The following is an 11,694-nucleotide window of genomic DNA, read 5'->3' as shown; positions in this document are numbered from 1 at the left end:
TGATTTTTTACCTATACTTGCGCCCTTATTTTATGAGTTATTTTAAGGAGCTTTTAAATTTACTGACCATTGAACGCGCTGCTGACGAAGCAGCCTTTAGCGGCCTTACAGCCGGCACCGGGGCGGCTCAGCGACGAGCATCTGGTCTGTGCTGGTACCCTATCGCCATCCGCAATACTGAAACAACACGCGGAGATTATCTAAGCGTTGAAGTTGAACGCACTACCCATAATGATATCCAGCATCAGATCCGTTTTGGCAGTTCGGTTGCTTTGTTTTCCAATCATGATACTGCCGACCGGCTGAATGGTACGGTAACATATATTGGCGCTGACCGCATGAGGATAACGCTACTAACCGAAGAGTTACCCGATTGGGCAAGCGACGGTAAACTGGGGATAGATCTGTTGTTTGACAATCACAGTTACAACGAAATGCAGGCGGCCGTTAAGCTGGCTGAAAAAACTGACAGTCATTTAATCAGGGTACTTACCGGAAGTGAAAGTGCTGTTGTAAACAAGTTAACTTATGCTGACCCTGCTTTAAATACCTCACAACAAAATGCCGTTGCAAATATCTTAGGGGCTCAAAGACTGGCCATTGTACACGGGCCACCGGGTACAGGTAAAACTACTACCCTTGTGGCAGCTATAAGTGCTTTAATTGAACGCGGAGAACCACAGATATTGGTCGTAGCGCCAAGTAATACTGCTGTTGATCTGTTAAGCGAAAAATTGGACGAGAAAGGCTTAAACGTGCTGCGCATTGGCAATCCGGTTAGGGTTACTGAGCGTTTACAGCGCCTTACCCTGGAGAGCCGCATGGCTGAGCATAGTCAGATCAAAGACGTTAAAAAGCTGAAGAAAAACGCCTCGGAGTTTAAAAACATGGCGCATAAGTACAAACGCAATTTTGGCAAAGCTGAGCGTGAACAACGCAAGGTCCTGTTTGACGAGGCGCACCGAATTACCCGCGACGCAACAAAAATAGAGGAATTTATTAGCGATGACGTGATAAGTACGGCACAAGTTATTACAGCTACGTTGGTTGGGGCCAATCATTATACCATAAAAAACATAAAGTTTAACACTGTTATTATTGACGAGGCCGGCCAGGCGCTTGAACCCGCGGCCTGGATACCGATTTTAAAGGCCCAGCGCCTTATTATGGCGGGGGACCATATGCAACTACCTCCTACTGTAAAGTCGCGACAGCAGGGCCTTACCACTACCCTACTGGAAAAATGCGTAGCCTTGCAACCTCAAGCCGTTGCCTTATTAGAAGAACAATACCGGATGAATAGCCAGATTATGGGTTTTTCGTCGTTAAAGTTTTATAAAAACAGACTTATTGCACACGAAAGCGTAGCCAACCGCGTTTTGAGTGAAACTGATGAGCCATTTACTTTTATAGATACCGCAGGCGCGGGTTACGAAGAACAAAGCGAAGGCACCAGCACGATTAACCCCGACGAGGCGGCATTTGTAGGACGCCATATTGAAGCAATGAATTATGCCGATAATTTAAGCATAGCTGTTATTGCGCCTTATAAAGAGCAGGTTAATTTATTGAAAAACATTTTAACCGAAACCTCCGTTGAAGTAAATACGGTTGATGGATTTCAGGGTCAGGAACGCGACGTGGTTTACATTTCGCTTACCCGTAGTAATAGTGAAGGTGTTATTGGCTTTTTAAGTGACTATCGCCGCATGAATGTTGCCATGACACGCGCCAGGCTTAAACTTATAATAATTGGAGATAGCGCTACATTAGGCCAAACTCCATTTTACACCGACCTTATTGCCTATGCAGAAGGTTTGGCCGGCTATAAAAGTGTATGGGAATATTAATAAAACAAAATGTATACCTTTAGGTTATAAATTTTTCAAACAATCACAATGATTAAATTATTTATAGGCGGCTTTCCACTTGATATGACGGAGTTGGAAATTGTGCAACGGGTTGCTCTTTATGCTGATGTACAGACCATAAAAATAGTGCGCGACAAAAAAACCAAGATTTGTAAGGGTTACGCTTTTTTAGAAGTTACTGACCGCGCCGGTGCCGAACAAGCTATGGATGCGCTAAACGGAACCCTGATAGCCGGTCGCGAATTACTGTTAAATATTGTAGAAGAAGACCAGCCGAAAAAGACCGCAAGCCGTCCAAAATTTGCACCTAAAACATTTAATAAGCGCCCTCGGCTACAGCGCAATTAATTAAGTTATATAACGTAATAAAGAACCTCGGACGTAAGCAATTTGCAACGTCTCTCGTTTTTTTAAAACGGAACAGTAAGCCTGAAACTAATATTCCTCCCCATATTGTAAATACCGTAACGCCCATTAGGCGATGTTTGGTAATATTCAAAATATTTTAACCGGTTAAGGTGCGATTGGTAGGCTTTGTCAAAAATATTATCAGCCATTACAGACAGATCAAAAACCGTTTTATTCGCCTTATTCTTTACAGTGACGCCGGTACCTAAGCTAAATAAGCTATAACCTGGTGTGGCAGTTTCTGTATCGTCGGCAGCGTAAAAGTGATTTTGGGTTGCATACATATCAGCCGCAACCTTTACATAAAAGTTATTAATAATAGCTTTTACTTCAGACCGGGCATGCAGTGGCGGAATAAGTGGCAAATATTCTGCAGCTGTACCTTTTGCGCCGTTTTTTACCCCTTTTATATAAGCAAGACTGTTAGTAAAGTTAAGCCACTTTAGCTGTTGCGGATGCAGGTTGACTGTCAACTCAGCCCCATAAAGCCGTGCTGCGGCCTGTTGGTATTGGTAGGTGGTATTGCCCGGCACAATAATAACCGGGTTACCGGCTGCGTCCGTAAGTTTAGATTGAAATATGTAATTGGTAATGTTGTTGTTAAACACTTCGGCAGATATGTCCATATCTTTCAGATAAGCGGCAAAGCCCAGATCTTGCTGTAAGCTAAACTCCGGCGCAAAACTGCGGTTACCCAGATAAACAATATGGGCACCAGGGTCAAGGCCGTTTGAGCCTATTTCGGTTATATTAGGCGCACGATATCCCCTTGCTATGTTGGCTTTTAGCAAAACCCGCTCAGTTATATTATAGGTTACACCCGCACTACCCGAAATGCCATGAAAAACTTTGGAAAATGATGGAAATTGCAAGTTACCGCCTGCGGCAATATCTGCTGCGGTACCTTTGCGTTCAAAGCCGGTAGCAGGATCTGTTCCAACATAAAAATCGTTCCAGTTAATATTCCGGCTATCATAACGCAGGCCGCCCAAAACGTTAAAATTGCCAATCTTCTTCTTAACTAACACATAAGTGCCGGCATCAAAAAGATTATAATCGGGTATTGGGAAAGCTGTACCATTCTTGCTCCGGTTACCCTGAAACATACCGTTTAACCCTATAGTAGCTTCCCAACGATTCAGTTCGGGAAGGTTATATTTAATATCATAATTTAGCGTATTAAGCACTACATACAAGCCCGGTTGCGCAGTAGCGGTTGGATGGTTGTACTCCCTACGAACGCTTTGCTGCACGGCAAAAAGCGCATCGATATTACCCTCACCTACATTTAAAGCGGCATGTGTATAAATGCGGTAGTGTTGAATGTGCTGGTATAAGGGAGAAAGTTTATATGAGTTTAATTCGGCATCACTCACAACAGGGCGGTTGGTGATATCGTCGATATTTGCTTCACTTACCTGTTTTGTAAAGCGCCGGCTATTTTGCTCGCGACTACCATCCGGTATTTCCTGCTGGTTGTTGTATAAGTTGGCCGCTATTTTAAACTCTCCCCATTGCTTATTAACCCTGGCCATTGCCGATAAGTTGAGCTCGTTAAAGCCCGTGTTGTAAACCAGGCCATCAATACTGTTACGATAATCATGCGCCCGTTTCATAGAGCTCCTTACGTTATACTTCCAATCGCCGTTTTTATAATTAAGGCCCAACGATGCACCTAAACTACCATTGTTGGTGTGCGCCTCCGTGCTTAAATCACCGTGCAGTTGCTTATCATCTTTGTAAACCAGCTCAGGCAGCATATTAATTACTCCCGCCAAAGCATCTGATCCGTAGGTTAAACTGGCAGGGCCTTTAATTACTTCTACCCTGCTTATACCGAACTGGTCTATCTCAATGCCATGCTCATCGCCCCATTGCTGGCCCTCCTGCCTGATGCCATCATATAAAGTTAAAACACGGTTATACCCCAATCCTCTTATAAAAGGTTTAGAGATATTGGGGCCTGTAGTTACGGCACTAACACCCGGAATGCTGCGGGTTATGGCATCAACTATATTGGTATTGGCCTGGCTGTTGATAGCCTTGCTGTTCATTACAGCAATAGGTACCGGATTGCTCCTTATTGAGGTGGCGCGTGTTACACCGGTTATAACAACCTCGTTAAGGTTTGTTTCTACGGGCGTTAATGCGATGGTTATCTCCCGCGACGCTTCGGCAGTTACTGTTATAAGCTGCTTTTGCAACGCGTAACCTATTGCCGAAACCTGTAATTCATGTTGCCCTACCGGTATGTTAACTAACCGGAACTGTCCGTTCTCATCTGTTTTTGTACCGATTGCGGTACCTTTTACTTTCACAGATGCAGATGCAAGTTGTTGGTTGTTAGCAATGACCTTACCGCTTATACTGCCAGTTTGCGCTTTTAACAAAGCCGGGCACATTATGAACAGAACAAAACAAAAACGAAACAGCATATTAAACATTTCTAAAATAAATTATACCACAAAGCAAATAAATAAAATTAGGTATACCTAATTTTATTTTACTAAAATTATTTTACTTAGTTTTGGGTAAACCGAAAAAAGAGATGAATACATTATCGGAAGAAAACTATCTTAAGGCTATTCTCAGGCTTTCGCAAAAGTCTAACGAGAAAATTACAGCTACTGCTATTGCCGAAGCGCTTGGCAACAACGCGGCATCAGTAATTGATATGATAAAAAAGCTGACAGATAAAAACCTGATAGAGTATGATAAGAAAAAAGGCGCGCGCCTAACGCCACAAGGTTTAAAGGATTCTATATTAATAATGCGTAAGCATCGTTTATGGGAAGTTTTTTTGCTGGAAAAACTGGGCTATCATTGGGATGAGATACACGAAATAGCTGAAGAACTGGAGCACATAAGCGATGCGACTCTTGCGGACAGATTAGATAAATTTTTGGGCTTCCCGGAATACGACCCGCATGGTGATCCCATCCCTACTGCCGCAGGCAAGCTGCCTAAAACTTACACTGTAAGCTTAGCTGATGCTAAAACAAGCGCCAGCTGTAGGGTTGCGGCAGTGAGAGATACGAGCGCTGCTTTTTTACAATACCTGGTTAAGCTTGGTATCGGCATAAACACCCAAATAAAAGTAATTGAAAAGATCAGCTACGACGGTTCGCTGGTGATTAAAATCAACAACGGTGAAAATGTTACCGTTTCGCAAAAATTCAGCGAAAATATATTGATAAGTTAATTACGGTTGCAGTTTAACATCGCTTGCTTATTTCAAATACACATAGGTTATTCCGTCCCCGCCCCTGTCGGCATGTTCGTCCTCCAGCCTGTCAACCTGATCATACTTTTTAAGGTATTGCCTTATCATTTTGCGTAGTATACCATCACCCTTGCCGTGCAGTATTTTCAAACTTCCGTAACCCATCATCAGGGCGCGATCAAATAGGCGTTCTATAGCAGCAATAGCGTCTTCGGTACGCATGCCACGCACATCTATCTCCGGATTAAATCCTGCTATATCACTTGTTTGGGTGCTAAAATTACGGCGTATCTCTTTCGGCACCGATGATTTGGAAATCTTTTGCACCTTCTTGCTTTTCGCTACTGTGCGAAGATCACCAATAGCAATGATTACGTTATCCCTGGCTATTTCCATTACCTGGCCGGTAGTTTCTGAATCTGTTAGTTTTACCCAGTCGCCAACCTTTAACTCGTCGGCAGATGGTGCAACTTTTACTGCTGCCGGTTTAATAACATTCTTTTCAAGTTCGCGGCTCAGGTTATCGCGCAACACACGCGTTTTCTCCTTATCGGCATTATTGCTTTTAATTTCTGCTATAGTGTTTTCCACCAATTTATTGGCGCTGAGGATGATGTTTTTGGCCTCGTCTTTAGCCTTGCGCATCAACTCCTTTTTGTTCTCTTCCAAATAGCTTTTCAGCTTTTCATTCTCGGCTAACAAAAGGTTAACATGCTTTTGCTGCCTATCCAACTTAACGCGTGTATCTAAAATCTCCTTTTTCTCACGCTCCAACCCAACTAATAAGGTATCTACATTTTTTTGCCCGGCGCTTATTTTGGTTTTTGCCAGATCAAGTACTTGCTTTGGCAAACCAATTTTTTGCGCAATCTCAAAAGCGTATGAACTGCCCGGCTTACCAACTTCTAAAATATACAGCGGCTGCATTTCCACATTGTTAAACAACATAGAGGCATTTTCTATTCCCTCGGTATTGCCCGCAAATATTTTAAGATTGGAGTAGTGCGTGGTTACCATCCCGCGTACTTTTTTGCTATTGAGCGATTCCAGCACGGCTTCGGCAATTGGCCCGCCAAATTGCGGATCAGTGCCTGTACCAAACTCGTCAATCAATATCATCGACTTGCCATTGGCCTGCTCAACAAAGGTTTTCATTTTTGAAAGATGCGCGCTGTAAGTACTCAAATCGCTTTCAATAGACTGGTCATCACCTATATCCACGAAAAACTGCTTAAATACACCTACCTCGCTTATATCATCCGCAGGTATCAGCAAACCTGATTGCGCCATTAAAAGCAATAAACCAACCGTTTTCATGCATACCGACTTACCACCGGCATTCGGGCCCGATACTACCACAATACGCGTTCCCTCGTCAATTTTCACATTAAGCGGGACAACGGTTTTGCCTTCCTTTTTAAAATTTAAAAACAGTAAAGGGTGGCGCGCATTAGTTAGTTTAAGCGTTGCATCATTCACAACTTGCGGCATTTCACCTTCAATATCAATAGCAAAAAGCGCTTTGGCCCTAACAAAATCAAGCTTGGTAAGCAAACCATGATAGGATAGCAGAAGTGGCACATATGGCCTTAACTCGGTAGTTAAGGCGGTAAGTATCTTTACAATTTCGCGCCGCCGCTCAAATTCCAGGTCGCGGATAAGGTTATTTAGCGTGAATACCTCCTCGGGTTCCATGTAAACCGTTTGCCCGGACGCAGATTCATCATGAATAAAACCCTTTAGTTTGCGCTTGTTTTCGGCAAGCAATGGGATACACAATCGCCCGTCTCTAACGGTTAATGAGCCATCAGCCGTCCATCCGTTTGATGAAGCGCTTTTAAATATCTGGTCAATTTTTTTGCGGGCGTCTTGTTCAGCTTTAGCTATTCCCGATGTGATATCAGCCAGATCGCGCGAGGCGTTGGGTTTTATTTTTCCTTTCGGGTCAATTACCTGGTCTATTTTTTTTATGATGGCTTTTTCAATAGGCAAATGCTCAAATAAAGCTTCAAGATTAGGGTATTGCCCCTCCCGTTCATTAAAATATGCTATTACCGCAAATACGGTAGAAAGCGACGACTGAACCTGAAAGAACTCTTCTTCAGTTAAAAACGCACCCTCCAGTTTGGCTTTATTGGCTAATGATTTTAGATCAAAAAAATGATGAATAGGTAAGGCTGCATCATTCAGTAAAATATTTTTGAATTCGGCTGCCTGACTCAGAAACTTCTTTATCAGGTCATAATTGCTCATCACCTGTATCTTGTCAACCATTTGCTGACCCATAACACTCAGGCAATGTGCTTTTATCAGTTCCTTTACCTCGGTAAAACCCAGCTTATCAATACTATTATTGGGGTAAAGCATTATATTTTATTGAATTCGTGTGTGTAATTTTAACTTGATGGCTTTACTTGCTTTTGTTGTTGAGTCAAGCCTTAATGAGTCAGCTTTCCTCTTTTTTTCAGCTTCGAATTTTGCCCTTAGTTTTTTAGTTTCCTTCTCGGCTATTTTGGCATTAACTTCACTCAATGAATCGATTTTAAATTGCAATACTACAGTTACACTATCGTATAACTCCGTCATTTCATCGGGCCTGCCGGCATAATACGCTACGCTTTTGTTAAACAGAGCAGAGTCAACGCCATATTTTTTAAAAAGAAGCCCATAACGATTGGTGCCATATTTATAAAGGCTATCTTTCGCAACGTGCGAAGACAACGATCCATTAATTATATGAACATCAGATAGCATATGCACCATTTTATCTTTTTCGATAATATCGCCGGGGGTTTTATCCTGCTTACATGACATGAATAAAAACAAAGCCGAAAAAAACAAGATGAGATGTCTGCGCATTATTTAATTTAGCGGTTTTAAAAGAACAAAATTACGATAAATGAGCATTGCCGATAACATTAATAATTTAAAAAGCCAAACTGCCGGGCAAAATGTAACTTTAGTGGCTGTATCAAAAACAAAAACTGTAGCCGAAGTTATGGAAGCCTATCAAGCCGGGCAACGTGTTTTTGGCGAGAATATGGTACAGGAACTTGTTGAAAAACAAGAGCAATTACCTAATGACATTGAATGGCATTTAATAGGCCACCTGCAAAGTAATAAGGTAAAGTACATAGCGCCGTTTATAGCAATGATACAATCTGTTGATAGTATTAAACTATTGCAGGAGATAAATAAACAGGCGCTAAAAAACAACCGCGTAATAGATTGCCTGCTACAGATCTATATAGCGGACGAGGAAACAAAATTTGGTTTGGGTTTTGACGAAGCGATTGAGTTGCTGCGTGCCGATGACTTTTCGGCATTGAAGAACATCCGGATACGTGGGGTTATGGGCATTGCTACCAATACAGATAAAGAGAAACAGCTTAAAGATGAGTTTTACGAACTTAAGACCTTTTTTGACGGCCTTAAGCAAAGCTTTTTCAGAAAAGAGGATAGCTTTAATACCATATCAATGGGTATGTCTGCTGATTATGAAATTGCTATAGAACAGGGCAGTAACATGATACGCGTAGGCAGCACTATTTTTGGCGGCCGGGTAATTAAACACTGGAAAAACAATTGATTTTTTGATTTCGGATTTGTTTTATTTAGAATTTACAATGGTCTAATGACCAATGAGATAATAACCAATGACTATTGAACTAAGAGTTGCTGTAAAAGAAGATTGCGTACGGTTATTAGAACTGGTTAATGAGCTTGCCCTTTACGAACGGGCACCACAGGAAGTAACCGTTACTTTGCAGGAGTTTGAAGAAGCTGGCTTTGGGGAAAGACCGGTGTGGCGGGCCTTTGTAGCGCAGGTGGATGGGCTTATTGTTGGCTTCGCGTTGTATTATATTCGTTTTTCTACCTGGAAAGGCTGCCGTATGTACCTGGAGGACTTTTTAGTTACCGAAACCATGCGCGGCAAGGGCATTGGCAAAATGTTATTTGAACGGGTGCTAAGCGAGGCTAAGGAAAAGGGATACAGTGGCGTGGTTTGGCAGGTGCTTGACTGGAATGAACCAGCTATCAATTTTTATAACAAGTACGCTGCAAGCTATGATGCGGGTTGGCTAAATGCATCCGTATCCAAAGAACAAATGCAAGGTTTGAGCTTATGAAGGTTTATGTATTAATATTGATAGTGGCGTTAGGATTAAGCGCCTGCCAATGGGGCGAGACCAGCCACCAAAAGCCGGATTTTAATAAAGATACCCTTGCTTTTACTTACGATACAATTAAAGTCCGTGCTTCGGACTGTGGGAATAAAGCTGACAGTTTATGCAGCGTTGCATCAATTATCTACCCAAGGTTTAAGAACGAAAAAGCGCTTACCGACGCTATAACGCAAAAACTTATTTCAAGCGGTTTTAACAACCCTGATAAAAAGCGGGATACAAGTTTACATTCATTTGCCGAAGATTTTATAGCTGGATATGTTAAGGACAATCCTAAACAATATAGCCCTGAGATGTTTTATACCCTCAATTTAAAGGCAATGGTTGTTAGACAGGATTCAAGCTTAACCACATTGCAACTTGAAGGATATACTTATGAGGGAGGTGCACATGGAGCAAGCTCCACCACATTTATTAATTGGAACCCAAAAAGCAAAAGCAATATAACACTGGCAGCTGTTTTGACCGACGACTATTACGCAAAACTTACGGCCGTGGCCGATACTATTTTCAGGCGACAGGAGCAGCTAAGCGATACTTCATCGTTGGCTCGGGACTATTTTTTTAAGGATAACAAGTTTGCGCTCAATGATAACTATATGTTCACCCCCATCGGCATAAGGTTTTTATATAATCAATATGAAATAAAACCTTATGCAGCGGGTACAACAGACCTGTTTGTACCTTACACCAGGATCAGATCACTTTTACGCCCTAACACGGTGATAACTCAATATATCAAATAATGCTTGTTTTTAAATTCGGCGGCGCATCTGTTAAAGATGCAAACGGTATTACCAACCTGGCAAATGTGGTTAACCAATACAAAGAAAATCAGCTGCTCATTGTAGTTTCGGCAATGGGTAAAACTACCAACGCTTTAGAGACACTTACCAAGGCATATGTAGATGGATCTGAAAATATGCATACCATATTTGAGGATATTAAACAATACCATTACAACATAATGGCTGAACTTTTTGAAGCATCGCATCCTGTTTTTAACGAAGTGGCAAACACTTTTGTTGAGATAGATTGGATGGTAGAAGAAGAACCGCAGGATGATTATGATTTTATTTATGATCAGATAGTATCCATTGGCGAATTGGTGTCAACGCGTATAGTTGGTGCTTATTTAAATAAAGCAGGCCTGCAAACACAATGGGTAGACGTTCGCGGATATATTCATACTGATAATACCTACCGCGAAGGAACGGTGTTATGGGATAAAACACGGGAGAGTATTAGTAAAAGCATACCCCATTTGCTTGAAAAAAGTTTTATAATTACCCAAGGCTTTTTAGGGGGCACATCTGAGAATTTTACAACTACGCTTGGGCGAGAGGGATCTGACTATACTGCATCTATTTTCGCTTCGTGCCTGGGTGCAGAATCTGTTACTACCTGGAAGGATGTACCGGGGGTATTAAATGCGGATCCGAAATACTTTGAAGATACCGTGAAATTTGATGTACTAAGCTATAACGAAGCCATAGAGATGACCTATTATGGCGCGACAGTAATCCATCCAAAAACGATTAAACCGCTACAGAATGCCAATATCCCGCTGCTGGTTAAGCCGTTTGGCGACCCCACCGCACCGGGCACAATTATAAGCGGCCATATTAAGCCAGTGTTTGCAAAACCGGTAATTATATTAAAACAAAACCAGGTATTGCTTTCGCTCTCTACAAAGGATTACTCTTTTATAACCGAAAATCATTTAAGCGATATATTCGGACGGTTTGCCGCAAATAACGTAAAGGTAAACACCATGCAAACATCTGCACTTAGTTTCAGCTTTTGTGTTGATTATAAAGAAGAGAGCTTTGAAAAGTTTGTGGAAGCTTTTAACGGCGCTTATAAAGTGCGCTACAATACCGGTCTTACCTTAATAACAGTTAGGCATTATGGCGAAACAACACTTAAAGAATTAAGCAGTGGTAGAACCGTTTTATTGGAGCAAGTAAGCAGGAATACGGCGCAGGTAGTTTTGAAATAGATC

10 protein-coding genes are annotated in these 11,694 nt (G+C 41.9%); 7 read left to right on the top strand and 3 right to left on the bottom strand.

What is annotated here, in order from left to right; translation table 11 throughout:
- Positions 1-32 precede the first annotated feature (32 nt).
- Positions 33-1,850, top strand: coding sequence for an AAA domain-containing protein (locus ACVW2L_RS06140; protein ID WP_457127083.1), 1,818 nt, complete (start codon positions 33-35; stop codon positions 1,848-1,850).
- A 48-nt stretch (positions 1,851-1,898) separates the two neighbouring features.
- The gene (locus ACVW2L_RS06135; RefSeq protein ID WP_457127082.1) at positions 1,899-2,219 is read left to right on the top strand and encodes an RNA recognition motif domain-containing protein; all 321 of its coding nucleotides are present in this window, start codon (positions 1,899-1,901) and stop codon (positions 2,217-2,219) included.
- Positions 2,220-2,281: 62 nt separating this feature from the next.
- On the opposite strand, the gene ACVW2L_RS06130 is transcribed toward ACVW2L_RS06135, so the two are convergent.
- Positions 2,282-4,714 carry a TonB-dependent receptor gene (locus ACVW2L_RS06130; RefSeq protein ID WP_457127081.1) on the bottom strand — a complete coding sequence of 811 codons (2,433 nt, stop codon included), beginning with the start codon at positions 4,712-4,714 and terminating at the stop codon, positions 2,282-2,284.
- A gap of 113 nt (positions 4,715-4,827) precedes the next feature.
- Between ACVW2L_RS06130 and ACVW2L_RS06125 the strand changes: the two genes are divergently transcribed.
- Positions 4,828-5,481, top strand: coding sequence for a metal-dependent transcriptional regulator (locus ACVW2L_RS06125; protein WP_457127080.1), 654 nt, complete (start codon positions 4,828-4,830; stop codon positions 5,479-5,481).
- Between the two features lie 27 nt (positions 5,482-5,508).
- On the opposite strand, the gene ACVW2L_RS06120 is transcribed toward ACVW2L_RS06125, so the two are convergent.
- Both ACVW2L_RS06120 and ACVW2L_RS06115 read right to left on the bottom strand, forming a co-directional pair.
- Complete coding sequence (locus tag ACVW2L_RS06120) at positions 5,509-7,869, bottom strand: endonuclease MutS2 (RefSeq protein WP_457127079.1); 2,361 nt, start codon at positions 7,867-7,869, stop codon at positions 5,509-5,511.
- 6 nt (positions 7,870-7,875) lie between these two features.
- Positions 7,876-8,361, bottom strand: a complete 486-nt coding sequence (locus ACVW2L_RS06115; RefSeq protein WP_457127078.1) for a DUF4296 domain-containing protein — start codon at positions 8,359-8,361, stop codon at positions 7,876-7,878.
- A 40-nt stretch (positions 8,362-8,401) separates the two neighbouring features.
- On the opposite strand from ACVW2L_RS06115, the gene ACVW2L_RS06110 reads away from it, so the two are divergent.
- The 4 genes from ACVW2L_RS06110 (at position 8,402) to ACVW2L_RS06095 (ending at position 11,691) form a co-directional block, all read left to right on the top strand.
- Complete coding sequence (locus ACVW2L_RS06110; RefSeq protein ID WP_457127077.1) at positions 8,402-9,091, top strand: YggS family pyridoxal phosphate-dependent enzyme; 690 nt, start codon at positions 8,402-8,404, stop codon at positions 9,089-9,091.
- 67 nt (positions 9,092-9,158) lie between these two features.
- On the top strand, positions 9,159-9,632 hold the full coding sequence (locus tag ACVW2L_RS06105) for an N-acetyltransferase family protein (RefSeq protein WP_457127076.1): 474 nt from the start codon (positions 9,159-9,161) through the stop codon (positions 9,630-9,632).
- On the top strand, positions 9,629-10,435 hold the full coding sequence (locus ACVW2L_RS06100; protein ID WP_457127075.1) for a DUF3298 domain-containing protein: 807 nt from the start codon (positions 9,629-9,631) through the stop codon (positions 10,433-10,435). Before ACVW2L_RS06105 ends, ACVW2L_RS06100 begins: the two co-directional genes overlap by 4 nt.
- Positions 10,435-11,691 carry an aspartate kinase gene (locus ACVW2L_RS06095; RefSeq protein ID WP_457127074.1) on the top strand — a complete coding sequence of 419 codons (1,257 nt, stop codon included), beginning with the start codon at positions 10,435-10,437 and terminating at the stop codon, positions 11,689-11,691. Before ACVW2L_RS06100 ends, ACVW2L_RS06095 begins: the two co-directional genes overlap by 1 nt.
- Positions 11,692-11,694 lie beyond the last annotated feature (3 nt).

This window comes from Mucilaginibacter sp. HD30 (genome assembly GCF_054061755.1).
This window is presented reverse-complemented; position numbering and strand designations above follow the sequence as displayed.

Coding starts and splice junctions, on each gene's coding strand:
- ACVW2L_RS06140 (WP_457127083.1), top strand. CDS start 33: ATGAGTTATTTTAAGGAGCTTTTAAATTTACTGACCATTGAACGCGCT.
- ACVW2L_RS06135 (WP_457127082.1), top strand. CDS start 1,899: ATGATTAAATTATTTATAGGCGGCTTTCCACTTGATATGACGGAGTTG.
- ACVW2L_RS06130 (WP_457127081.1), bottom strand. CDS start 4,714: ATGCTGTTTCGTTTTTGTTTTGTTCTGTTCATAATGTGCCCGGCTTTG.
- ACVW2L_RS06125 (WP_457127080.1), top strand. CDS start 4,828: ATGAATACATTATCGGAAGAAAACTATCTTAAGGCTATTCTCAGGCTT.
- ACVW2L_RS06120 (WP_457127079.1), bottom strand. CDS start 7,869: ATGCTTTACCCCAATAATAGTATTGATAAGCTGGGTTTTACCGAGGTA.
- ACVW2L_RS06115 (WP_457127078.1), bottom strand. CDS start 8,361: ATGCGCAGACATCTCATCTTGTTTTTTTCGGCTTTGTTTTTATTCATG.
- ACVW2L_RS06110 (WP_457127077.1), top strand. CDS start 8,402: ATGAGCATTGCCGATAACATTAATAATTTAAAAAGCCAAACTGCCGGG.
- ACVW2L_RS06105 (WP_457127076.1), top strand. CDS start 9,159: ATGACTATTGAACTAAGAGTTGCTGTAAAAGAAGATTGCGTACGGTTA.
- ACVW2L_RS06100 (WP_457127075.1), top strand. CDS start 9,629: ATGAAGGTTTATGTATTAATATTGATAGTGGCGTTAGGATTAAGCGCC.
- ACVW2L_RS06095 (WP_457127074.1), top strand. CDS start 10,435: ATGCTTGTTTTTAAATTCGGCGGCGCATCTGTTAAAGATGCAAACGGT.